The sequence below is a fragment of the Pontibacter chitinilyticus genome (genome assembly GCF_039748935.1).
Lineage (GTDB): Bacteria > Bacteroidota > Bacteroidia > Cytophagales > Hymenobacteraceae > Pontibacter > Pontibacter chitinilyticus.
The window spans coordinates 260,118-282,916 of the sequence record NZ_JBDIZJ010000002.1 but is presented as its reverse complement, the minus strand read 5'-3'; the positions used below and the strand labels follow the sequence as shown (position 1 = coordinate 282,916).

The following is a 22,799-nucleotide window of genomic DNA, read 5'->3' as shown; positions in this document are numbered from 1 at the left end:
TTATTTATAGTTCTTCGGGAAATCGAAAAACAGGAATTCGGCATTGTCCGGGTTAACGTCGTACCAGCTGTCGCAGTTAAACTGCAGGGCAACAATACCGGCCGTGGGCAGGCTGGCGAGGCTTTCCGGCGAAAGCATATTCGCGAATTCCGAAAGCGCCTCGTTGTGGCCAACCAGCAATACGGTATCCACTTCGGCAGGAGCCTCGCGTACTACTTCCAGCAGATCGTCTTTGCTGGCGGCATACACCCGTTCGTCTGCTACAATATCAGCTGGCGCAAAGTCCAGTTCTTTGCACACCAGCGTTGCGGTAGTCAGTGTTCGTACGGCAGGGCTCGCAATAACGAGTGCAGGTTTGATGCCTCTGGAAGCCAGTTCCTGGCCCATCAGTTGTGCGTCTGACCGGCCGCGCTTGTTCAGAGGCCGGTCATGGTCGCTGAGTCCCTCAAACTTCCAGCTCGATTTGGCATGTCGCAGGATATATAGCTTCTTCATACAAGTTCGTTAAAATAGCGGCCACAAGCCATGTTGTAAGGGTTGGCTGCGGCATTGCTACTTACTGTTCCTACCCGGAAATGGTTGTGGCGGGTGGAGGCTGGGAGGAGAAGGGGGTGTTGGGAAGTATGGAAGGTGGTGTCTGTTGCTGTTATACTAAGTATAGCCTATTGCCTTCTTCCTGCTATACTTTATAGCTGTAGTTTGATATTCAATTTTATACTTCCGGCTATGCTTGGTAGCAACTGTTTGCTGCTTTATCTGCCAGGCTATACTTACTAGCTTCTGTTTGATGCGCAGTTTTATACTTGTCCTGTTGCATCTCTGGCTTTGGTGCGCTCTAAGCCCGCGAGGGCACGTCCTGGGGGTGCAGGGGCCCCCGACAAGGGCATCGCGCTGCTTTCGTTTCCTGCCCTCGTGCCTCGGGCTGCCTCGCCCAAAAGTTCGGCACCGGAAACTCTCGAGGCGCTCCACCCAAGGACTGGAATCTTTCTACTAGCTCAAGCCTATACTTGAGCGAAACTTATACTATAACACGTATACTTTTCCAAAGCATCGACAGAACTCCCCTCCTTAGTTAAGGAGGGGCAGGGGTGGTTTGACCCGGAACTACAAAAACCAGTTAATCTAGCTCTGCCTTGGAAGGTGAAGTGAAGTAAATGGCACCTAAACAAAAAAGGCGAACACTACTTAGCGCCCGCCTCTTTTGTTTATACTATAAAAATTTACCTATACATTATTCGGATAGCGCTCGTAATGGATTTCTGCGACACGGCGTTCCAACTCCTCCCGCAGCTGCTCTATGTTAATCTTGTTGGTTGCAGAGATAAACAGAGCCGGGGCGTGTTCCTTGGCCATGTAGGTGGCTTTCAGGTCCTCGATAGACGGACGCACTTCGTGGCCGTCTTCCTGCAGCTCCTGCTCGCGTTGTGCCAGGTACTGGTCTATTTTGTTGAAGACTAGCAGCACCGGCTTGTCGGCAGCATGAATGTCTTTTAGCGTATCGTTTACAATGTCGATATGCTCCTCAAACGACGGGTGCGAAATATCGACCACATGCACCAGCAGGTCCGCTTCACGAATCTCATCCAGCGTAGACTTAAATGCCTGGATGAGCTTAGTGGGCAGCTTACGGATAAAACCTACCGTGTCGGAGAGAAGGAAAGGCACACTGTTCAACACCACCTTACGCACGGTAGCATCCACGGTGGCAAACAGCTTGTTCTCCGCAAACACATCCGACTTGGACAGCAGGTTCATCAGCGTAGACTTGCCTACGTTCGTGTATCCCACCAAGGCTACGCGCACAACAGCTGCACGCGATTTCCGCTGTTCAAAATTTTGCTTCTCCAGTTTGTTCAGGCGCTCGCGCAGCAAGGCAATCTTGTCGCGCACAATACGGCGGTCCGTTTCAATTTCCGTCTCACCAGGTCCTTTCATGCCAATACCACCCTTTTGCTTGGAAAGGTGCGTCCAGAGGTTGGTGAGGCGGGGCAGCAGGTACTGGTACTGGGCCATTTCCACCTGGGCATGTGCCTGGGCCGTTTTGGCGCGCAACGCGAAGATATCAAGTATAAGCAGGCTGCGGTCCACGATCTTCACCTGCAGTTCGCGCTCAATGTTACGCACCTGCGAGGGGCTCAGGTCATCATCAAAAATGACCATATCGATGTCGTGTTCTTTTACATAGGCATTGATCTCGTCCAGTTTGCCGCTGCCCACAAAAGTGCGCGTATCCGGCTTGTCAAGTTTCTGGACGAAGCGTTTCAAGGTATTGGCTCCAGCCGTTTCCGCTAAAAAAGCTAGCTCATCGAGATACTCTTTGGTTTGCTCATCCGTCTGGCGGTAATTCGGGACAGCCACCAGCACTGCTGTTTCCTGCGGTTTGGCGGTATCATAGAATTGTTGTTTCCCCATTTATAAATTTTTAAGCGTTAAAGTATAAGCTGCCAGCATTTCCACTTCCGGTTCGCTGAGCTGGCTGTTAAAAGCAGGCATCAGGCCACGGCCATTTGCAATAACGTTTTTCCGGTCATTCAGGCTAAGCTTGCTTTTAGTTAAATTGGTAGCGCCACCTACTCCTTTGGCCCCAGTGGCGCCATGGCAGTTGGCGCAGGCCTGCGTATAGATAGCTTTGGCGTTGGCCAACTGGGTTTCACTCATCGCCGCAACAATTCCTTCCTGTATGGCAGCAGATTCACTTAAGCCTGCATCGCCCGTTTCAGCAACATCCGTTTCCGGCGTTTCTGCTACAATAGCCGTTTCTGTCAGGTGAGCTTTGTATAAGGTAAGGCTTTTGGTTTGAGCTACGCCGTATACGTATCCGAAAAGGAGCAGTGCCAGTACCGTCAGCGCCTTGTTCTCCAGCCTAATCCCTACAATGCCTGCCGGTATAGCAATCAACACCAGCACCATTTTGATGATAAGCCAGGTCGGCAGGCCGCCGTTGTACTGAAACACCAGGTATGCCCCTGTTACAAGTATAAGCGTGCCGAAAACCAGGTCCAGTATTCTGGTGCTTTTCCTCACCCGCGTAAGCATATCGCGCTTGTTTAGGAGCAGCAGAAGTGCTTTGGCGGCAAACAGCAGCAGAAAGAGTGCCACAACCAGTACATGTGTATGCAGAAATGCAGTGATGGGCATCGGCCTGTTGTTTTGATGTATAAACGTATGCGCAGGATGCTTGCAATTTACTTTAAATTTCTGATGCTACGGCTAAAATGGCTAACTTACGGCTTTTAGTCTGGAGAACCCTATCTTTGCGAGCCCGATTGAGCGAGTATGCGCATAGCTATTGTCATTAATACATCCTGGAACATCTATAACTTCCGCATGAGCCTGGTGCAGGCGCTACTAGCCGAAGGGCACGAAGTGGTGGCAGTAGCGCCACAGGATGCTTATTCTGACCGGCTGACAGCGGCCGGGTGCCAGTTTGTGCCGGTGCAGATGGAGAAAGGTACCAACCCTTTTACCGATATGCTGCTTGCCTGGCGGCTCTACCAGACGTACAAGCACCTGCAGCCCGATGTGGTGCTGCACTATACCATCAAGCCAAACATCTACGGCTCACTTGCAGCGCACTGGGCTGGTGTTCCGGCGATCAATAATGTGTCGGGGTTGGGCACTGTCTTTATTACCCGCGACTATGTGTCTGCCATTGCCAAAGCCTTGTATAGACTGGCCTTCCGCTACCCGGCCAAAGTATTTTTCCAGAACAAAGATGATCTTCGGCTCTTTCTGCGCAATAAACTGGTGCAGCCTGGCATCACCGAGGTGCTGCCAGGTTCCGGTATCGATCTGCAGGCGTTTATGCCAGCCGGCACATTCCGGCGCAACCAGCCTTTTGTGTTTCTGATGGTGGCGCGGGTACTGTATGATAAAGGCGTGATAGAGTTTGTAGAGGCCTGCAAACGAGTGCAGGCGCAGCAACCGCAAGTAAAATGTCAACTGTTGGGGAAGGTAGATGAGATGAGCCGCTCCGGCATCAGGCGGAGTAAGTTAGATGCGTTACTGGCTACAGGAAAGGTAGAATATCTGGGTGCGACGGACGATGTGGCCGCCGTCATTGCTACAGCCGACTGCGTGGTGCTGCCTTCTTACCGCGAGGGAACGCCGCATACACTATTGGAAGCTGCAGCCATGGCTAAACCGCTCATTGCCACCGACGTGCCCGGCTGCCGCGACGTGGTGCAGCACGGTCTCAACGGCTACCTTTGCCGCGTGCGGGACGCCGAAGACCTAGCCGCCAAAATGCAGCAGTTGCTGCAGCTACCTGAAGCGGAGTTGGAACGGATGGGCCAGGCCAGCCGCCAGCTTGCCGTCACTAAATATGATGACCGCTTTGTTATTCAAAAGTACCTGCAAGCAGTGGAGCAGGTAACCGCACAAGTAAAAATTTGACACTAAAATTATAAGACAGGAATGGAGCACAAGCTTTTTCATATTGAGGGACTGATAGAATTTATACCGCGTGTTTTCCGGGACGACCGGGGCTACTTTTTAGAAACTTTTAGCCAGTGGTGGTTTGAGCCGTTTGGTGTAAGCCCTGTTTTTGTGCAGGATAATCAATCCGTTTCCAGCAAAGGCGTGTTGCGCGGGTTGCACTTCCAGAGACCGCCACAGGCGCAGGCCAAGCTCGTTCGCGTTACCGCTGGCAAAGCGCTGGATGTAGCTGTGGACCTGCGGAAAGGTTCGCCTACGTATGGGCAGCACGTTACCTGCCTGTTGGATGCGGTGCAGCACAACCAATTCTACATTCCGGCAGGCTTCGCACACGGCTTTGTAGCGCTGGAAGATAACACCACCTTCCTGTATAAGTGCACCGACTTTTATGCGCCTGCTACAGAAGGAGGTATTCTCTGGAACGACCCGGCGCTGGGTATAGACTGGGGAATTGCCGCGCCACTGGTGTCGTCCAAAGACGAAGTACTGCCCCTGCTACAGGATTTCAATTCGCCGTTTTAGTTGGAGCAAAGTATACAAGTATAAAAGTAGAAGCCGGAGCTATAAACTCCGGCTTCTACTTTTATACTTGCGAGCCTCTTTTGAAGACCAGCCAAATTTGTCACAATGCTACAGTAGTTCCTCGAGTGTTTCCAGGCCCATGCCGCGGGAGCCTTTTACCAGCACGTAACTCTCCTGCACCGGGTTTTTCTGCAGCCAGGTGGCAAGTTCCTGCTTTGTCTCGAAGTATAAAAACGAATCCTTGACTGCGGCGGCATACTGCATATCCTGGCCGCAAAGTATCACGGTGTCAAAATCCTGTGCGGCTACTACTTTGCCTAAACCGCGGTGCTCGGCTTCGCTCTCAGTTCCCATTTCAAACATATCACCTAGTATTACTACCTTCCGCGGCGCCTTCATACTTCCGAAGTTGCGCACAGCGGCAGCCATTGAGGTGGGGTTGGCATTATAGGCATCCAGAATAATGGTGTTACTGCCTTTCTGCAGTACCTGCGAGCGGTTGTTTACCGGGCTATAGTGTGCGATCGCGTCATTCGCTTTTGCCAGCGGCACACCAAAGAACTTGCCAATACAGGCAGCAGCAGCCATGTTCTCATAGTTATAGCTGCCTACTAGCTGCGTGTGCACTTCGTTGTGCGCCTCATCTCTATACACCACGTAAGGCGAAGCCTCCAGCAGTTCGCTATGGTAATAATCACCCACCGCCGGATAGGTAATCTTTTCTTCGATGCGGCGGCTCATGCGCATGAGGTGCTCGTTGGCGGTGTTCACAAACACGGTGCCGTCGTGTGCGTCCAGGTGCAGGTATAGCTCGCTTTTTCCCCGCGCCACGCCTTCCAGGCTGCCAAAGCCTTCCAAGTGGGCTTTGCCGATGTTGGTGATCATGCCATGTGAGGGCTGGGCAATGGTACAAAGAAATGCGATTTCCCCGATGTGGTTAGCGCCCATTTCGATAATCGCTATTTCATGTTCCGGCTTAATGCGCAGCAGTGTAAGCGGCACGCCAATGTGGTTGTTGAGGTTGCCCTGCGTGTAGAGCGTATTATACTTTTGGCTGAGCACGGCATAGATCAGCTCTTTGGTGGTGGTTTTGCCATTGCTGCCCGTAATGCCAATCACCGGTATACTTAACTGGCGGCGATGGTAGCGGGCAAGGTCCTGCAGCCCCTGCAGCGTATCCTCCACCACCAGCACATTGTCGGAGGCCATACTTGGGTCGTCTACCACCGCATACTTTGCGCCTTTTTCCAGTGCGGCGGCGGCAAACTTCGCTCCTTTAAAGTTAGGACCGTTCAGGGCAAAAAACAGGCTTTGGTCCTGCGCGGCACGCGAGTCGGTGCTCACATGGCGGCACTCCAGGTATTTCTGATACAGGTTTTCGATGCTAAGCGGCATAAATAAGTTATTTAAGCTGAATTAAATGCATATGATAAGGCGGCAAAACACGTTAATGCTAGAACTTCTGCCGCTGTGGCAATATACATGCAAATCCCGAAAAGCGATAGTATGGCCTGTTGCCCCGGCGTAAAATTCCTCCTACCTTTAAGCAAAGCAGCCGCAAACACACCATGAAGATCGCCTATACCTTGCTCCTTGTACTCTGGTCGGCTACAGCGGCCCTGGCCCAGGACTCGCTGCAATTTCAGCTGCGCCAGGATGTGCCTGTTGCCAACACTGCCGGCCTCCTGTCCGACCCCTGGAGCGGCGGCCTCAGCACGCCCGAATTCTCGACCATCGACCTGAACAAGGACGGGCAGCCGGATCTTTTTATTTTCGACCGCATACAGCAAAAGGTATTTACATGGCTGGCAGTGCAGGAAAATGGTACATGGCGCTACCGGTATGCACCGGCGTATGAAATTTTTTTTCCGGCTGATCTGCACGACTGGGTACTGCTGCGGGACTATAATTGCGACGGACTAAAAGATATTTTTACGAGTAGCCCGCTGGGGATCCGGGTATTCAGGCAGGAAGTAGCAGAGAACGGACAGCTGCAGTTTAGCCTGGCCGAAGAGGCGATCCGCTACGGAAGCCGCAACGTGAACCTGCAGATGAACAGCGCCGATATCCCCGCTATTACCGACATGGACGGCGATGGCGACCTGGATATACTGGTGACTGAGTTTTCGCAGGGGCTGACGCTGGAGCATTACCGCAACATGCAGGCAGAGGAGGGGCTATCCTGTGGCACCCTGAAGTTTGTACAACAAACCAACTGGTGGGGTGGCATTTCGGAGTGTGAAGGCTGCAACAGTTTTGTTTTTAACGCTTCTTGCCGGTTGGCAGCGCCACTGCACAACGGCCATAGCGGTTCTTCGCTGCTGCTGCTCGACCTGGATGCTGACGGCGACCAGGACCTGCTGATGGGCGCTCTGATGTGCAACGATCTGTTGCTGCTGCCTAACCAGGGCACCCGCGATAATGCCCGGATGCAAGGCTTTGATGCCAACTGGCCGGCTGCCAAACCCGCCAGCTTCAATATTTTCCCGGCCGCATATTATGAGGATGTGACTTTTGATGGTGTCCCCGATCTGCTGGTAGCGCCACAATCCACACATGAACTGCAGGATATCAACCTGGCGCAATCAGTATGGCTGTACCGGAACAAAGGCGCAGCAGCTAAACCCGACTTTAACTTTGTGCAGGACAACTTTCTGCAGCAGCAGATGATAGACCTGAGCGAAGGAGCCTTTCCGGCCTTTGCCGACCTGGATGGCGATGGCGACCTGGACATGCTGGTGGGGAATTATGCCTCTATGAACCATGGCAGCTACAGTGCCTCTCTTAGTTACTATAAAAATACCGGCACCGCCACAGCCCCGGCTTTTGAGTTGGTAACAGACGATTACCTTCACCTTTCCGCCAACTCACTGCTGGGCATCAAGCCCGCTTTTACCGATATAAACGGCGACGGGGTGCCTGACCTGGTTCTTACTTACCGCGATGCAGAAGCAGGAAAGACCAGCATCCGGTACATTATAAATACGGCAGCGAAGGGAGCCGCCATGCAGTTTGATCTGGCTGGTATAAAAGATATGATGACGATAGACGAAGGCGATGTGCCTGCTTTTTTTGATGCAGATGAAGATGGCGATCCGGACATGGTACTAGGCAAAGCAGCCGGCATTTTGCAGTTTTACCGTAACACCGGCAGTCGCAACCAGCCCACGTTTGCCCTTGAGATCAACAGCATCGGCGGCATCGGGCAGAACGGAACATTGCGTAACTTAAGGCCTGCCGTAGCAGACGTAGATGGTGATGGGCAACCGGACCTGCTGACGGTGGATGACAGGGGCGTGGTAAGCATCTACCGCAATATTAGCGCACAGCTAAGCACAACCGCAAACCTTACCGCCGAAACCAAATTACTTGAGAACCCGCTGACAGAACAGCTTCATACTACCCGGCTGGGCAAAGGCCTAAGTATAGCCGTCGCGCCGTTGGGAGGCGAAAATAAGCTGTACCTCACCATTGGTACGCAAGGCGGCGGTTTATACTTGCTGGAGCAAACAGGTGGCAACAAGGCTACGCTGGAAAAGCCGGAGGAAAAGCTTACCCTGCAGGTCTATCCCAATCCTGCTGACAGAACCATCCGCGATGAAGTGAGTGTGCGTGCCGCTGCCCCTGTATCGCTGCAAGTATACGATGCGATTGGGCGGTGTGTGTACAGCTCGGCCACTTACAGCCGTACCCATACCATTCCGCTACAACACCTGAAAGCCGGCTTGTATGTGGCGCGGGCGCGGGCACAGTCGGGGGAGCATGCCGTAAGTAAACTGGTGGTAAGGTGATGCCCGTTTTCCTGCTGCTGGATCTGGCGCCTGCCCCATTTGCCTACCAACAGCCGTTAGTGGCTGCGGTACAACAAGCCTGCCCTGCTGTAGCTGTGCTGGACATAGATGCCGGCTCAAACGAGTTGCTGCTGCACTATGCCCTGAAGCTGCTCCGCGAAGCAAGCAAGGCTGTTGTACTGGTAAAAGCCATAGGGCAGGCGCAAGGCTTTGGAAATGTTATGCCGCTGCTAGAGGAGTTGTTGCAGGAGCAGGAGGGACGGCTTGTCCTTCTGTTGGGAGAGCACCATCGCCTCCAACGCATGCTACAGGCGCGGCCACAGCTAAAGTATAAGCAGGTAAAAGACGAGGCGGAAGCACTACTGCTAGCTATAAAGTCATATTTAGCTTAACCACGCTATTAGTAAGTATAAACTTGTATACAGAAGCCTTTCAGGTATAAAGCCGTAGCAGCATCTAAAGTATGAAAGCCATTCAAAAAGAATAATTTATACTTTCAGGCGCTGGAATAATCTGGCAGCTCCGGCTGCAATCGCTACAACGAAAAGGTATCCGCATCCAGGTGCGCCGGGAATGCTGCCCGGAAATCATCCAGTTCTTGTTTGTGCAACAGCAACGTATGGATGCCTTCTGCTTCGGCCGTTTCCAGCAATGTAGTTCCTTTGGGATGGATGATGGCAGAATCACCGGAATAGGGATGGCCGTTGCCATCGGTACCCACACGGTTCACCCCCACCACATAGGCCAGGTTTTCGATAGCACGTGCCTGCAGCAGCGTGCGCCAGGCCAGGTTGCGGGCTTTGGGCCAGTTGGCCACATATAGCAACAAATCGTAGCTACTGCCGGCATTGCGGCTCCACACCGGGAAGCGCAGGTCGTAACATACCAGCGGACAAATGTTCCAGCCTTTCAACTCCACCACCAGCCGCTCCCGGCCCGGCGCATACGTATGATGCTCCCTGGCCATCCGGAACAGGTGCCGCTTGTCGTACTTTTCGTAGCTGCCATCGGGGCGCACCCACAGCAGGCGGTTATAGTAGTGGCCGTTCTCCTGCACGATCACACTACCCGTCACCACGGCTTGGTGCTGTTGCGCCTGCTGCTGCATCCAGGCCAGCGTGGCGCCTTCGGCTTCTTCAGCCAGTTCCGGGGCATTCATGCTAAACCCCGTGGTAAACATTTCGGGCAGCACCAGCAGGTCTGTAGCAGGAGCCGCTGCTGCCAGTTTAGCAGAAAACATCCGGCGGTTTGCTTCCGCATCCTGCCAGTGCAGCGCTGTCTGCACGATCGTTACGCGTAAATCCATTTTGCTTTGTTGTGCGTTATTCGATGCTCGTTATCTGGTGTGACATACATGGTGCAGAGGGCTCTATTTTACCCATCTCCGCTAAACATATAAACCTAGCAAATTAGTCATTTAACACTCCATCAACAGGTAAATTTAAAGTTTTACCAGCTTTTCTGCGGCAGCTTTTAACGTTTCCTCGCTCTTAGCGAAGCAGAAGCGCAGGTATTTGTGGTCTGTTTTGTCGTGGTAGAAGGCGGAAACGGGGATAGCCGCTACGCCTGCTTCCTGCACCAGGTGTCTGGCAAAATCCACATCGTAGGCATCGGATAGCCGGTCATACTTGGCCAGCTGGAAATAGGTGCCGGCCGAAGGGATCATTTCGAAGCGGGAATCTTTCAGTTGCTCATTGAAATAATCGCGCTTTTGCTGGTAAAAAGCCGGCAGCGTACGATAGTGGTCTTCCTCGTCCATGAAAGCGGCAATAGCCAGTTGCAGTGGTGTCGGCGAGCTAAAGGTGATGAACTGGTGCATCCGCCGCAACTCGGCCGTAAGCGGGGCAGGCGCAATCGCATAGCCGATCTTCCAGCCGGTAGTATGGTAAGTTTTGCCAAAGGAAGAAACCACCATGCTGCGCTCGCGCAAGGACGGGATCTGCCCTGCGCTGGTATGCTGCTGCCCGTCAAACACCATGTGCTCGTATACTTCGTCGCTCAGCACCAGAATGTCGGTACCATCAGTTAAACTAGCCAGCTTTTGCATGTCTTCTTTCGTCATTACGGCGCCGGTAGGGTTGTGCGGCGTGTTGATGATGATCAGGCGGGTGCGCGAGGAGATCCGCTTTCGCACCAGGTCCCAATCCACATAAAAGCCTGGCAGCGCGAGTGGCACATAGATCGGAGAGCCGCCGCTCAGGCGGATGGCGGGCGCATAGGAGTCGTAACAGGGCTCCAGCACCACCACCTCATCGCCGGGCTTAACCACGGCCGTAATCGCAGCAAACAATGCTTCGGTAGCGCCACTGGTTACCGTCACCTCTGTGTTGGCGTCAGGCAGGTACCCGTATATTTTCTGTGTTTTCAGGCTGATCTTTTCGCGCAGTTGCGGCATGCCGGCCATGGGTGCATACTGGTTGAAGCCTTCGTGCATATACCGGGTCACCAGTTCCATCAGCGGCTCCGGGCAGTTAAAATCGGGAAATCCCTGCGACAGGTTGATGGCCTGGTGCTCATTGGCCATAGCCGACATAACCGTGAAGATACTCGTGCCTACGTCAGGGAGTTTGCTGCTGGGGTAGTTTATCATCAGAGATCAGGTTGAATGCAAAAGTTTATGCTGCAACGAAATCGCAACGTTTAAGTTTAGCCCAGCAGCCCCTGCACCAACTGCTGCAGGGCAGGCACGGCATCGGCCTCAAACCAAGGATTGCGGCGGAGCCAAAACTGATTGCGCGGTGAGGGGTGCGGCAGCGGCATGTACTGCGGCAGGTATTCGTGCCACTGCGCCACGGTTTCGGTGAGCGTAGCTTTGGCAGACTTTTGCAGAAAATGGTCCTGGGCATACTTGCCGATGAGCAGCGTGAGCTGGATGTTAGGCAGCAGCACCAGCAGTTGCTGGTGCCAGTGCTGAGCACACTCCGAGCGGGGCGGCAGATCGCCGCTTTTGCCTTTGCCCGGATAGCAGAAGCCCATTGGAATAATGGCGACCTGCGTCGTGTCGTAGAATACTTCCGGTTCCAGGTTCAGCCACTGGCGCAGGCGTTTGCCACTCTGGTCGTCCCAGGGAATGCCGCTGGCGTGCACCTTTGTGCCGGGTGCCTGCCCCACTACCAGTATCTTTGCGGTGGCGCTGGCCTGCAGCACAGGGCGCGGTCCCAGGGGTAGGTGTTCCTCACAAAGGCGGCAGGCCCGCACCTGTTGCAGTAAAGTTTCGAGTGATTCCATCAAGTATAATGTATGGCAAAGATACCACCTATCCTTGTGCTTGAAAAAGAAGCAGCCATACTATCCATACTATAAGCGGCAGAACCTTTATACGCGAGAGGAGGATATTTTATACATGCTACAAACTATTCTGAATGGTTGCATGAGTATGGCGCCGCGCCACATACTATACTTGCAGCAAACCGGCCTGACTCAAGAACGCCCCGCTACCAGTGTGGGTAGCGGGGCGTTCTTATACTATATGTTATCGCCTCTGGCGGTCATCGCGGTACTCGTCGCGGCGCCATGGCCGGTCTTCGTTGGGGTGCGGCATGGTGTTATCATTTTGCCAGCGATCGTTGGCGTGCTGGTTGCTTCTGTCAAAATGTACATCGCGCTGGCGCCATACAGGAGGACGTTCGTTCTGCTCCTGCTGCCTTTGCCGGTTAGCTGGCTCCGGGCGGCGCTGGTTGGGCAGCCATTCCTCACGGTTGTGCAGGCGGCCTTCGCCCGGGTATCGGTTTCCTTGGTTAAGGTACCACTCTGCCCCCGGTGGAGAGAAGATGGGAGTCGGATCGCCCCAGCGGCTCCTGAAGTCATTGAAGTATTCTTCCTGGTGCCTTTGTGGTCGTTCCGGTCGTCGCTGGTGCGGGTGCTCCTGGTATCGGGGGTGCCGTGGATCGTTTTCCTCGTACTGCATAACTATCTGATTTGATGGAACAATGAATTTGGCGATTTGTATTAACATGTACGCGCTGATGGAGAGGATGTTCGAACCGCCTGTATGGCAATATAAGTAATTTCGACCAAAAAAGAAAGCCAACCCCGGGGCTGGCTTTCTGTGCTAAAACTAAGCTATTACCAAATTTACTTAATCTGGCGTTTATACGGTGCTATCTGCGGTAGCGTTGGTTCCGGTCCGTGTCGTTATACCGATCGTCGTTGCCCGAATCAGATCTATCGGCCCAACGCGGTCCGTTCTCATAGCCGCGGTCAAAATGACGGTCGCGGAATACCTCGGAGCCGCGGCGTTCGCGGTCGAAGCGGTTGTGCTGGGTATGGTCGTGCGAGGTATAGTTCGGGTCGTCGGAATGCATGATGTCATTCCATCCGTCCTTTACCCGCTCAAAGAAGCCGCGCTTGTCATGCGACGTATGCTCCTGGTCTGGTGTATAACGGCCTTCGCGGTACCAGTTATGTGAGCCACTGCCGTAGCGGTAATCATCCTCTTTGTAGCGGCTGCGGGTGCCGGGGCCGTCCCGCCATACATCGTTGCGGGTATCGTTGTTTATATCGTTGTAATTGCCTGGGCGCTCACCACTTACAAAGCCTCCCTGGCGGTTATAGTTGTTGTTATAGTCGTCGTGGTTGCCGTGGTTAATAAAGCGCTGTTCGTTACGGTAAGGACTGTTGGTGCTGCCATAATGGTCGTCCAGGTGAGCATTTTGGCCTTGGTTGTAAGATGTATTGCTGGCACCACCCCGGGTATAATTGCGGTCATCCTGTGCGCCGCGGTTGCTGGGTCCGGTGTGAAAATAGTTGCCGGCATCCCATTCCCGGTTCTGGTCGCCACGGTAACCGTAGCGCTGATTTGTCTGCTGCTTTTCCTGATCTTTGTTATATAATTCCCGGCCAATGCGTTGGTTTTCGCCGCCCGTTCCATTTGTTATTCCTGGTGTGTTTTCCATAGCTAAGGTGTTTAATAAAGTGAATCTCAATACAATAATTCCGCTGCTGCAGATTTATTTGTACGTTGTTCGGTAGCTATAGTTTGTACGGCCCGCAAAGGCGCAGCCCGGCGCCTGCGAATTTAGCCGAAATAAGTCTGCAGGAGTTCGCGCACGTCGCCCTCGGCGAGCGGCTTGGAAAAATGCTGGCGCACATCCGGGAAAGCCTTCAGCTTCTCAAGGTCATAGAAACTGGCAGAGGAGGTGAGCATCAGCATCACGATCTGCCGTTTTTGCTCCTCCGGAAACTGCTGGTACTCTTCCAGAAACTCAAAGCCATCCATCACCGACATTTTGATGTCTACAAAAATGAGTTCGGGAAGCGGGTAGTCCTCTACGGCGGCAAATGCTTTGTTGAGGTACTCGATCGCCTCCTCTCCGTTGGTTACCACCCGGATGTCCGGGGCAACGTTCATGCGCGACAGCAACCGGTGATTGAGGTAATTGGTTGTTTCGTCATCGTCGATCAGCAGGATCGTATTCAGTGTCTTCATGTTCGTTTGGCAGGCTCGGCCTTCTTTTGCTTAAAGTATAAGTAAAACGTTGTTCCCTCGTTAAGGGTGCTTTCTATGTTAATATATCCGTTGTGGTTGGTGAGCAACCTGTTCACAATGTACAATCCTAACCCGGAACCGTTGACATGGTTATGAAAACGTTTGAACATCTGGAACAGCTTGTTCTGGTGTTTGCTCATATCGATGCCTAAGCCATTGTCAGTCACTTTCAGCTCTATGTACTCTCCCTTCTGCACGCTGCTCAGGTGTATCTCCGGTGTGCGGTCGGGCGATTTATACTTGATGGCGTTGCAGATCAGGTTATAGAGCACACTTTTGAGGCTGGCGCGGGTAAAAGGAACCGCAGGAGCTTCCGAAAAATCAATAGAGATGCGGGCTCCCGCGTTATGGATGCTGTCCTGCACGCTAAGCAGTACATCATCGGTAATTTCCTGCAGGCTAAGTTGCTCTATGGCGCGCCCGCTTGTCTTCTGCACTTTTACGACCTCCGATAGCTCATTGATCGTGATGTGAAGCTGCTGCAGCGATTTGTTGAACATGCGGATCATGCCGGTTGCCTCCGGATCTGCAAAGCTGGCTGTGCGCATCAACTCTTCAAAAATGCCGCCCATGTTGATGATCGGCAGTTTTAAATCGTGGGAGGCGGTGTATACAAAGCTGTCCAGGTCCTGGTTGATACGCTGCAGCTCCAGGTTTTTTTCCACCAGTTCTTCTTCGGCCCGCTTATGGTCCTCTATGTCGGTGCTGGAGCCAAACCATTTCACTATTTCGCCGCTATCATTGCGCATGGGCATGGCCTGGCCCAGAAACCAACGGTAAGTACCCGTAAAGCCATTCATGAGCCGGAATTCCGTTTCATAAAAAGCGCCGGTGCGCAGCGAGTATTGCCAGCGCTCCAGCATGCCCTGCTGATCATCGGGGTATACCAGTTCCAGCCATTCCATTCTGGTGCTTTCCTCTGTTGTTTTGCCTGTGTAGTCTGTCCAGCGCTTGTTAAAGTAATCATGCTGCCCGTCCGCTTCCGCGCTCCAGATTATCTGTGGTATCGACTCTGCCAGAAACCGGAACTTCTGATTGCTTTCTTCCAGGGCAAGCTGTATCTGCTTTTGCTCTTCAATATCCGTGTGCGTGCCGATCCACATGGTCACATTTCCTTCCGCATCTTTTATCGGCACGGCGCGCACCAGAAACCAGCGGTACTGCCCGTTGCTCACTGCTTTCCAGCGGTTTTCCACCAGCAGGGGTTCGCCGGTTCGGATGGCATGCTGCCAGGCTTTGGTGGTAGCTGCTGCATCTTCCGGGTGTATGATCGTGGACCAGCCCCATTCTTTCAGCTCATCAAAGGTGGTGCCGGTATAATCGTACCACCGCTGGTTGTAATAGTCGGTGGCGCCATCAGGCCGGGCAGTCCAGGTCATGAGCGGCAGTGATTCCATGATAACCTTTGCCCAGGCAAGGCTGTCAAAAAGGCGTTGCTCGTGCTGGCGCTTTTCGGTGATATCTTCCATCGCACCCACCATCCGGATAGGTGTTCCGTCATGATCGTGCAGTACGTAGCCTTTGTCATGTATTAGCTTGTAAGTGCCATCGGCACAGCGGAACCTATACTCTGACTCCCAGATATTCTGGCCTGTGCTGATCGCAGCCTCAATACTGGTCTTAACAGGCAGGTAGTCTTCCGGGTGAATCCGGTGCTCCCAGGATATAATGGTGGGCTCTATTTCTTCGTCTTTATACCCGAAAACGGTCTTAAAGCCTTCGTTCCACCAGATGTCGTTGCTGCGCAGGTTCCAGTCCCAGATCACATCGTTGGTGGCCATGGCAATGCGCTCAAATCGCTCGTTACTTTCGTTTACCTTCTGCTCGTATTCCTTCGTCCGGCTCAGGTCCATAACAGAACCCACCAGGCGCAGGGGAGAGCCAGCCTCTGAATAGAGGACATAGCCACAACTGAGCACGTTGGCATACGTATGGTCTGCTTTGCGGAAGCGGTACTGTAGCGAAAAGATACGGCTCTGCGCCAGCAGCACCTCCTGGAATGTCTGGCGCACGTGAGCATAATCATCCGGGTGCGTCAGTGCCTCCCATTGCTGTGGTGCTATTTCCAGGTCTGCGTCTGAGTAGCCGAATAACATTTTATAGGAGCTGCCCCAAGTAAATTTGTTGTTAGCCAGGTCGCACTCCCACGTGGTGCCGCCGGCAGCATTGGCCAGCAGGTGAATACTATCCCGCGAGGCTTTCATTTCGCGTGCGGCCATTATGTGGCTGGTAATATCGCGCACCTCATGTATAATGTAGTTGATCTCACCTGTTGCCTGCAGCACCGGAATGCTGCTCAGGTGCCAGTAGCGGCTCTCAAAGGTGCCGTTTTTGTTACGCACATCATAGCGCTGCTCCGCTATATAGTGGGGCTCTTTATGATTGAGCACATGCCGTAATGAGGCTTCTACGGCTGCCTGCGATCTGACTTGCGTAGTTTCCGGGTTTTCGGGGAACATGTCAAGCAGATACTTGCCCTCCATTGCTTCGCGGCTGCTGTGGGTGGCCTGCAGGTAAGCCTCACTAACAGCCAATACGTGCAGCTCTGGTGAGAGCACCAGGTACAGCCCCGGCAAAGCCTGAAAAAGCTGCTTGAAATCAAGTTCAGATTTCATTGCGGTGGCGTTTATCATAAAAAAGCATGGCGAACAAGTATAAAATTCCGTTACCGGAAAGACGTAAATATAACACACTGGCAGCAGCGAACAGCATGTCGCGCAAAATAGTGGCAATGCTGGCTTGCAGTATGCTGTGTCTGCCAGAGCTTAAGGGCTGCACTACAGCCAGGCGGAGGCGTTTTTAAAGAAGGCGCGAAGGAAAAAGGCTTGCTATATTTTTACAAGCGGCTGCTTCTGGTCGTCTATGTCCGTGTAGGTGCCCATCCAGAGCAAGATCTTTCCTGTCTCGTCGCGTAGAGGCACCCCCTGCTCCAGAAACCATCTGAAGGTTCCATCCAGGTAGCTTCTGACGCGGTATTCTACCTGGTAAAAGCCTGTATTCATGGCTTCTGCCCATTCCGATAGCACCTGGGGCGAGTCTTCCGGATGCACGACATTTATCCAGCCATCTGTCTGGCCGGGCTTCATGCCGGTATAGTTGTACCAGCTCTGATTGAAGTATAGGACCTTGCCACGGGTATCCGCTGTCCAGGCCATCAGCGGTAAAGATTCCAGGAGCGTCAGAAAACGCGTGTCGCTCTCTTTAAGCGCCTGCTCCACCTGTCTGTTTGCTGTCACATCCACCATCGAACCGACGAGCTTAACAGCTTTCCCATGCTTATAGACAAAGAAGCCCTGGTCCAGCATATAAGCATAAGCACCAGAGGCTTTCCTAAACCGATACTCTTCCGACCACATCTTGTTGCCAATAGCTTTGAGCAGGCTTGTGACTGTTTTCTGCAGATCATCCGGGTGTATGCGGGCTGTCCAGGACTCCAGGCTAGTTCCCATTTCTTCGGGCGTGTAGCCAAGTATGGCTGCAACGCCATTGCCCCAGTTTATCGTATCGTGCACCAGGTCATGCTCCCAGTGTACAGCACTAACAGCATCTTGCAGCAGCGAGAGATGCTCTTTTATACTGTGCTGCCCTTCCTGCAACTGAGTCAGCGCTGTTATATCATACTTCTCATGCATGATGTAACATACTTGCTGGTTTTCATCCAGTACCGGGAAGTTGGTGAAGCTCCAATACCGTTCTACAAAAGGGTGATTAGGGCTGGTTCTATCGATGATATCGTACTGAATAGCCGGCATACTATGCGGCTGCTTGTGCTGGAGTACATACCTGAGCGATGCTTCCAGGGCCTGCGCCGAATGGAGCGCAGGATGGGCCGGATTGTCCGGATTGTCCGGAAAAACATCGAAGATGCATTTCCCTACGATCTGCTCCCGCGTTGTCAGGGTTGTCAGCAGATACTTGTCTGTGGCATCCACCACTATAAAATCTGCCGTCAGTACCAGGTACAGCCCAGGTGTTACCTGAAAAAGCTTATCATAACATGGTGGCTGAGAGGTGGTATAAGTAAGCATGTATGGCTGGTGCCGGCTAGATTTTTAAAGATGTAATTAAAGTACAAAAGACAATGTAAAACAATTCATTAGCACTATTTATTGTATGCATCAGTGCAAAAATTAAAGGTAGAGGATACACCGGCTGGCGGTATCCTCTACTTGATGTTGCAGTTCGGCCTTTATGCCTGCTCAGAACAGGAAATCCGTTCAATTCAGGAGGGCACCAGTTCTTTTATCCCGAAGCCCTCAAACACTTGTTTGGCGTCTTTTATACTCCGGATGTCCTCCACGGTCACGATCAGCTTGTGCTTGGAGTCCTTCAGGCGGGAGCGGCGCGAGTGCTGCTGCACATACTTGAGGATATGGCCAAACATGTCGGACTGAAAGTAGGCGTCGTTGTTCTCGGAGGGGATGTAGCCCTTCAGCACCTCTTTTTTAATCGTGAGCTTCTCGAAGCCAAGTTGCTGGGCCTGCCAGCGCAGCTTCACAATGTCTACGAGCTGCTGCACCTGCTCGGGCAGTGGGCCGAAGCGGTCCACGATGCTGTCGCGCAGCTTCTCCAGTTCTGCTAAGTCTTTGGTGCTGTCGAGCTTGCTGTAGAGGCTCAGGCGCTCAGAGATGTTGCTCACGTACCAGTCGGGGATCAGCACCTCCATGTCTGTTTCGATCGTACACTCGCGCACCGGCTCGATGAACTGCTCCAGGTTATCGCCCAGAAACAAGTCGCGGAATTCCGTTTCTTTCAATTCTTTGATCGCGTCGTCAAGCACCTGGTGGTACATCTCAAAGCCCAGATCGGTGATAAAGCCGCTCTGCTCGCCGCCCAGCAGGTTGCCCGCTCCGCGAATGTCAAGGTCGCGCATGGCAATCTTAAAGCCCTCGCCCAGGTCCGAGAACTCTTCCAGCGTGCTCAGGCGCTTGCGGGCGTCGCTCGGCAGGCCGGCCACCGGCGGCGTGAGCAGATAGCAGAAAGCCTTTTTGTTGGAGCGCCCTACGCGGCCCCGCATCTGGTGCAGGTCCGACAGCCCGAACATATGCGCCCGGTTGATGATGATGGTATTAGCATTCTCAATGTCCAGCCCTGATTCGATGATGTTGGTCGATACCAGCACGTCGTACTCGCCGTTCACGAACTTCATCATGCGCTTCTCCAGCTTCTCCGGCTCCATCTGGCCGTGCGCATACGTCACTTTGCAGTCGGGCACGAGGCGAAGTATGAGCGCCGCGATTTCCTCGATGTCCTTGATGCGGTTGTGCACGAAAAACACCTGCCCGCCGCGCTTCATCTCATACACGATCGCGTCGCGGATCAGCGCCTCGTCGAACACGTGCAGCTCCGTTTTCACGGGCTGGCGGTTGGGCGGCGGCGTGCCGATCACGCTCAGGTCGCGGGCGCCCATGAGCGAGAAGTGCAGCGTGCGCGGAATGGGCGTGGCAGTGAGGGTGAGGGTGTCCACATTGATTTTCATCTCCTTCAGCTTGTCCTTCGTCTTCACCCCGAACTTCTGCTCCTCGTCAATGATCATCAGGCCCAAATCCTTGAACTTGACGTCCTTGCTCACGATGCGGTGCGTGCCAATGAGAATATCCACCTTGCCCTCGGCCACGCGCTTGAGTGTGTCCTTGGTATCCTTAGCGGTTTTAAAGCGGTTGATGTAGTCCACCGTCACCGGGAACTGCTCCAGCCGGTCGCGGAAGGTGCGGTAGTGCTGCATGGCCAGGATAGTCGTCGGCACGAGTATGGCCACCTGCTTGCCGTCGCAGGCGGCTTTGAAGGCGGCGCGAATGGCCACCTCGGTTTTGCCGAAGCCCACATCGCCGCACACCAGCCGGTCCATGGGGTGGGGCTGCTCCATGTCAGCTTTCACGTCCTCGGTGGATTTTGCCTGGTCCGGCGTGTCCTCATAGATGAACGACGACTCCAGCTCGGCCTGCAGAAAACCGTCTTTGGAGTAGGCGTAGCCCGGCGCGGCCTTGCGCTTGGCGTAGAGGCTGATTAGCTCGTGGGCAATGTCTTTTACCTTGCTCTTGACCTTCTTCTTTTTGTTCTCCCACTCCGGCGAGCCCAGCTTGCTCATACTTGGCGGGCCGCCCTCTTTGCCGCTATACTTGCTGATTTTGTGCAGCGCGTGGATGCTGACGTACAGCAAATCGTCGTCGCGGTACACCAGCCGAATGGCCTCCTGCAACCGGCCGCCTACTTCCACTTTTTCCAGCCCTGCAAAGCGGCCGATGCCGTAGTCTACGTGCGTTACGTAGTCGCCGGGCTGCAGCGAACGCAGCTCCTTCAGCGTCATGGCCTTCGACTTGGAATGGCCTTCTTTTGCCTTGTGCTGGTAAAAGCGGTCGAACAGCTGGTGATCAGTATAGCAAGTGATCTTAAGGGTCTGGTCGATGAAGCCCTCGCGCAGCGAGATGGGCAGGTGCTGGAACCGTACGTCGTGGTCCAGCTCGTCAAAGATCATGGTCAGGCGGTTGATCTGGCGTGGCGAATCCGTGGCTATGATGTTTGCAAAGCCATCTCCCTGCTGCTCGTGCAGGTCTTTCACCAGCCGCTTAAAGTCTTTGTTGAACGACGGCTGCGGCTTAGCCTGCAGCTGCAGCACCTCGGCGCTTTTGAAGTGAAAGCGTTTGCCGATTTCGATGATGTTATAGTTGTCGAGCAGCTTTTTAAACTGCTTCTGCGTCTGGAACAGCTGCTCCGGGTCCGACACGATTTGCATGCCCGCGCTGCCCGCCAGCATCTTCTCAAAGGCTTGCGAAGCCTTCTCAAAATACTCTTCAATCACATCCAGCGTTAGCCGGATATCCTTAAACCAGATGTTGGTGTTGTCGGGCAGGTAGTCCAGAAAAGCCTCGCGTGTTTCCTGCAGCAGCTTCGTCTGCACGTTCGGGATGATAGAGATCGCCTTCTTCGTCTCCACGCTCAGCTGCGTGTCCGGGTCAAAGGTGCGTATACTTTCAATTTCGTCGCCGAAGAGCTCGATGCGATAGGGCAGGTCGTTGGCGTAAGAAAACACGTCCACGATGCCGCCGCGCACGGCGTACTGGCCCGCCTCGTACACAAACTCGGTGCGCTCAAAGCCATATTCGGCCAGCATCTCGCTCAGGAACGTGGTGTCCAGCTTCTCGCCTATCTTGGCGCCCAGCGTGTTCTCCACCAGCGACTGCTTGTTTATCACCTTCTCCGTCAGCGCCTCCGGGTAGGTCACAATCAGCTCGCCTTTGCCGGTTTTCTGGTTGAGGCGGTTGAGCACCTCGGCCCGCATCAGGATGTTGGCGTTTTCGGTATCATCGAAACTATAGGGGCGCTTGTAGGAGGTCGGGAACAGCAGGATCTCCTTCTCCTCGCCGAGCAGGTTTTTGAGGTCGGTATAAAAATAAGCTGCTTCCTCCCGGTCGTGCATCACAAAGAGCTGGTGCTGCTGGTTTATAGTATAAACGGCCGAGGCCAGCACGGCATCCAGGCTGCCTGCCATACCCTTGAGCTGCAGGCGGTAAGCTTTGTTGGCTTTCAGGCGTTCGGCAATGGTCTGCACCACGCTGTCGAGGCGGTACAGCTCTAAAAAATCTTTAACTTTCAAGAGTATTCTGTTTTAAAACAAAAGTATTTGGACAAAACACGCAAAATAGCTTTAAGCAATAACTATATACATAGCTATTGCTTAAAGCTATTTTGAACTACGGTGTTTAGTCGTTTATAGTCCTTCCATTACAAAGATACTATAACTTCATGTCTTATCAGAACATACAGGAGGGAGAGAAGGTTGCGGTATTTTGCTAGGAGTTGGAGCTATATTTTGCAAGCAAGTCTTAGTTGGATTGATGTCAAGCATGCTTTAAAGCGAGTTGAGAGATTCGCGGATGAGGTCTTTTAAATCATTGCTAACAAGTCTGGAATATAGCCTTCCATAAAAAGCTGTACAATAATGATGAGTGCGTTTACCACGGCTGCATTTAATAGTTGCTCTTTGTTACGCCTCATAGCCACCCCGAAAGCAGCGATTAGGCCGAAAGCAATAGGTATAAACTTAAGTGAGCCGAATATTCCTGCGCCATGTTTCAGCTCCTCCTCTATCCCGCCAGGTCGTAGATAGCCTGTTTCCACAATCCCAAAAATGCGGGTGGTGACAAGCCGAGCCGAGTCCCCTTCGTTCGGATCAAATAGGTAAGGGTATCGGAAATTTTCTGTGATGAGAATCACATTGTCTAAATACGTTTTATGTGGCGTGTTACTATATCTTGTCCGGGCCATCACATAGTGCACTTCCCTGGCAAGTATCTTTTCAGTGTGGCTGGATCTTGGTAAAACAAAAACATCCAGGCACACTATCATCACAAATACTAAACTACAAGCATTAAAGGCCCTGCAAAGCCTGATGACTGAACTTGGGAGTGTGTCTGCATAAGCCATATCAGTGGTAATATAAATCAGTAATACCATAATTTAAAGCTAAAGCAGAATTTCTCGTCTAAGTTAGTTTTTTCAGAAAATACCAGCGGCTGCCTTACTCTAAGTAAGGCAGCCGCTGGTATGTATTTATCTACAGT

18 protein-coding genes are annotated in these 22,799 nt (G+C 53.0%); 4 read left to right on the top strand and 14 right to left on the bottom strand.

Translation table 11 applies throughout. The features are described from left to right. The 3 genes from ABDW72_RS04840 to ABDW72_RS04830 all read right to left on the bottom strand — a co-directional run bounded on the left by ABDW72_RS04840 (position 1) and on the right by ABDW72_RS04830 (position 3,138). Complete coding sequence (locus tag ABDW72_RS04840) at positions 1-495, bottom strand: SixA phosphatase family protein (protein ID WP_347157332.1); 495 nt, start codon at positions 493-495, stop codon at positions 1-3. A gap of 729 nt (positions 496-1,224) precedes the next feature. Further along, complete coding sequence (gene hflX / locus ABDW72_RS04835; RefSeq protein ID WP_347157331.1) at positions 1,225-2,412, bottom strand: GTPase HflX; 1,188 nt, start codon at positions 2,410-2,412, stop codon at positions 1,225-1,227. After that, positions 2,413-3,138, bottom strand: a complete 726-nt coding sequence (locus tag ABDW72_RS04830) for a SirB2 family protein (protein ID WP_347157330.1) — start codon at positions 3,136-3,138, stop codon at positions 2,413-2,415. It lies immediately after the preceding gene. Between the two features lie 138 nt (positions 3,139-3,276). Here ABDW72_RS04830 and ABDW72_RS04825 point away from each other — a divergent pair, with 138 nt between their 5' ends. Further along, a complete protein-coding gene (locus ABDW72_RS04825) occupies positions 3,277-4,395 on the top strand; it encodes a glycosyltransferase family 4 protein (RefSeq protein WP_347157329.1) in 1,119 nt (372 codons plus the stop codon). Between the two features lie 21 nt (positions 4,396-4,416). Further along, on the top strand, positions 4,417-4,959 hold the full coding sequence (gene rfbC / locus ABDW72_RS04820; protein ID WP_347157328.1) for a dTDP-4-dehydrorhamnose 3,5-epimerase: 543 nt from the start codon (positions 4,417-4,419) through the stop codon (positions 4,957-4,959). Positions 4,960-5,067: 108 nt separating this feature from the next. Here rfbC and ABDW72_RS04815 read toward each other — a convergent pair whose 3' ends face one another. Continuing rightward, on the bottom strand, positions 5,068-6,354 hold the full coding sequence (locus ABDW72_RS04815; RefSeq protein ID WP_347157327.1) for a UDP-N-acetylmuramoyl-tripeptide--D-alanyl-D-alanine ligase: 1,287 nt from the start codon (positions 6,352-6,354) through the stop codon (positions 5,068-5,070). Between the two features lie 173 nt (positions 6,355-6,527). Between ABDW72_RS04815 and ABDW72_RS04810 the strand changes: the two genes are divergently transcribed. After that, positions 6,528-8,750, top strand: a complete 2,223-nt coding sequence (locus tag ABDW72_RS04810) for an FG-GAP-like repeat-containing protein (protein WP_347157326.1) — start codon at positions 6,528-6,530, stop codon at positions 8,748-8,750. Further along, positions 8,750-9,142: a hypothetical protein gene (locus ABDW72_RS04805; protein ID WP_347157325.1), complete on the top strand. Its 393-nt coding sequence runs from the start codon at positions 8,750-8,752 to the stop codon at positions 9,140-9,142. The genes ABDW72_RS04810 and ABDW72_RS04805 overlap by 1 nt, the downstream gene beginning before the upstream one ends. Positions 9,143-9,285: 143 nt before the next feature. Here the strand turns inward: ABDW72_RS04805 and ABDW72_RS04800 are convergent, their stop codons facing one another. From ABDW72_RS04800 to ABDW72_RS04755, 10 genes are all read right to left on the bottom strand, one after another. Continuing rightward, the gene (locus tag ABDW72_RS04800) at positions 9,286-10,056 is read right to left on the bottom strand and encodes an amidohydrolase (RefSeq protein ID WP_347157324.1); all 771 of its coding nucleotides are present in this window, start codon (positions 10,054-10,056) and stop codon (positions 9,286-9,288) included. 135 nt (positions 10,057-10,191) lie between these two features. Next, positions 10,192-11,340, bottom strand: coding sequence for a methionine aminotransferase (locus tag ABDW72_RS04795; RefSeq protein WP_347157323.1), 1,149 nt, complete (start codon positions 11,338-11,340; stop codon positions 10,192-10,194). 56 nt (positions 11,341-11,396) lie between these two features. After that, on the bottom strand, positions 11,397-11,978 hold the full coding sequence (locus ABDW72_RS04790) for a uracil-DNA glycosylase family protein (RefSeq protein WP_347157322.1): 582 nt from the start codon (positions 11,976-11,978) through the stop codon (positions 11,397-11,399). 244 nt (positions 11,979-12,222) lie between these two features. Continuing rightward, positions 12,223-12,657: a hypothetical protein gene (locus tag ABDW72_RS04785; RefSeq protein ID WP_347157321.1), complete on the bottom strand. Its 435-nt coding sequence runs from the start codon at positions 12,655-12,657 to the stop codon at positions 12,223-12,225. Positions 12,658-12,850: 193 nt separating this feature from the next. Beyond that, positions 12,851-13,645 (bottom strand): hypothetical protein, encoded by a 795-nt coding sequence (locus tag ABDW72_RS04780; RefSeq protein ID WP_347157320.1) that lies wholly within the window; start codon positions 13,643-13,645, stop codon positions 12,851-12,853. Positions 13,646-13,767: 122 nt separating this feature from the next. Next, positions 13,768-14,178, bottom strand: coding sequence for a response regulator (locus tag ABDW72_RS04775; protein ID WP_347157319.1), 411 nt, complete (start codon positions 14,176-14,178; stop codon positions 13,768-13,770). Then, positions 14,175-16,853, bottom strand: a complete 2,679-nt coding sequence (locus ABDW72_RS04770; RefSeq protein ID WP_347157318.1) for a PAS domain-containing sensor histidine kinase — start codon at positions 16,851-16,853, stop codon at positions 14,175-14,177. Before ABDW72_RS04770 ends, ABDW72_RS04775 begins: the two co-directional genes overlap by 4 nt. A gap of 213 nt (positions 16,854-17,066) precedes the next feature. Next, a complete protein-coding gene (locus ABDW72_RS04765) occupies positions 17,067-18,266 on the bottom strand; it encodes a PAS domain-containing protein (protein WP_347157317.1) in 1,200 nt (399 codons plus the stop codon). A 194-nt stretch (positions 18,267-18,460) separates the two neighbouring features. After that, entirely contained in the window at positions 18,461-21,832 is a 3,372-nt protein-coding gene (mfd, locus tag ABDW72_RS04760) for a transcription-repair coupling factor (RefSeq protein ID WP_347157316.1), read from the bottom strand. Between the two features lie 290 nt (positions 21,833-22,122). Then, entirely contained in the window at positions 22,123-22,692 is a 570-nt protein-coding gene (locus ABDW72_RS04755) for a hypothetical protein (RefSeq protein ID WP_347157315.1), read from the bottom strand. Between the last annotated feature and the right edge of the window lie 107 nt (positions 22,693-22,799).

Coding starts and splice junctions, on each gene's coding strand:
- ABDW72_RS04840 (WP_347157332.1), bottom strand. CDS start 495: ATGAAGAAGCTATATATCCTGCGACATGCCAAATCGAGCTGGAAGTTT.
- hflX (WP_347157331.1), bottom strand. CDS start 2,412: ATGGGGAAACAACAATTCTATGATACCGCCAAACCGCAGGAAACAGCA.
- ABDW72_RS04830 (WP_347157330.1), bottom strand. CDS start 3,138: ATGCCCATCACTGCATTTCTGCATACACATGTACTGGTTGTGGCACTC.
- ABDW72_RS04825 (WP_347157329.1), top strand. CDS start 3,277: ATGCGCATAGCTATTGTCATTAATACATCCTGGAACATCTATAACTTC.
- rfbC (WP_347157328.1), top strand. CDS start 4,417: ATGGAGCACAAGCTTTTTCATATTGAGGGACTGATAGAATTTATACCG.
- ABDW72_RS04815 (WP_347157327.1), bottom strand. CDS start 6,354: ATGCCGCTTAGCATCGAAAACCTGTATCAGAAATACCTGGAGTGCCGC.
- ABDW72_RS04810 (WP_347157326.1), top strand. CDS start 6,528: ATGAAGATCGCCTATACCTTGCTCCTTGTACTCTGGTCGGCTACAGCG.
- ABDW72_RS04805 (WP_347157325.1), top strand. CDS start 8,750: ATGCCCGTTTTCCTGCTGCTGGATCTGGCGCCTGCCCCATTTGCCTAC.
- ABDW72_RS04800 (WP_347157324.1), bottom strand. CDS start 10,056: ATGGATTTACGCGTAACGATCGTGCAGACAGCGCTGCACTGGCAGGAT.
- ABDW72_RS04795 (WP_347157323.1), bottom strand. CDS start 11,340: ATGATAAACTACCCCAGCAGCAAACTCCCTGACGTAGGCACGAGTATC.
- ABDW72_RS04790 (WP_347157322.1), bottom strand. CDS start 11,978: ATGGAATCACTCGAAACTTTACTGCAACAGGTGCGGGCCTGCCGCCTT.
- ABDW72_RS04785 (WP_347157321.1), bottom strand. CDS start 12,657: ATGCAGTACGAGGAAAACGATCCACGGCACCCCCGATACCAGGAGCAC.
- ABDW72_RS04780 (WP_347157320.1), bottom strand. CDS start 13,645: ATGGAAAACACACCAGGAATAACAAATGGAACGGGCGGCGAAAACCAA.
- ABDW72_RS04775 (WP_347157319.1), bottom strand. CDS start 14,178: ATGAAGACACTGAATACGATCCTGCTGATCGACGATGACGAAACAACC.
- ABDW72_RS04770 (WP_347157318.1), bottom strand. CDS start 16,853: ATGAAATCTGAACTTGATTTCAAGCAGCTTTTTCAGGCTTTGCCGGGG.
- ABDW72_RS04765 (WP_347157317.1), bottom strand. CDS start 18,266: ATGCTTACTTATACCACCTCTCAGCCACCATGTTATGATAAGCTTTTT.
- ABDW72_RS04755 (WP_347157315.1), bottom strand. CDS start 22,692: ATGGTATTACTGATTTATATTACCACTGATATGGCTTATGCAGACACA.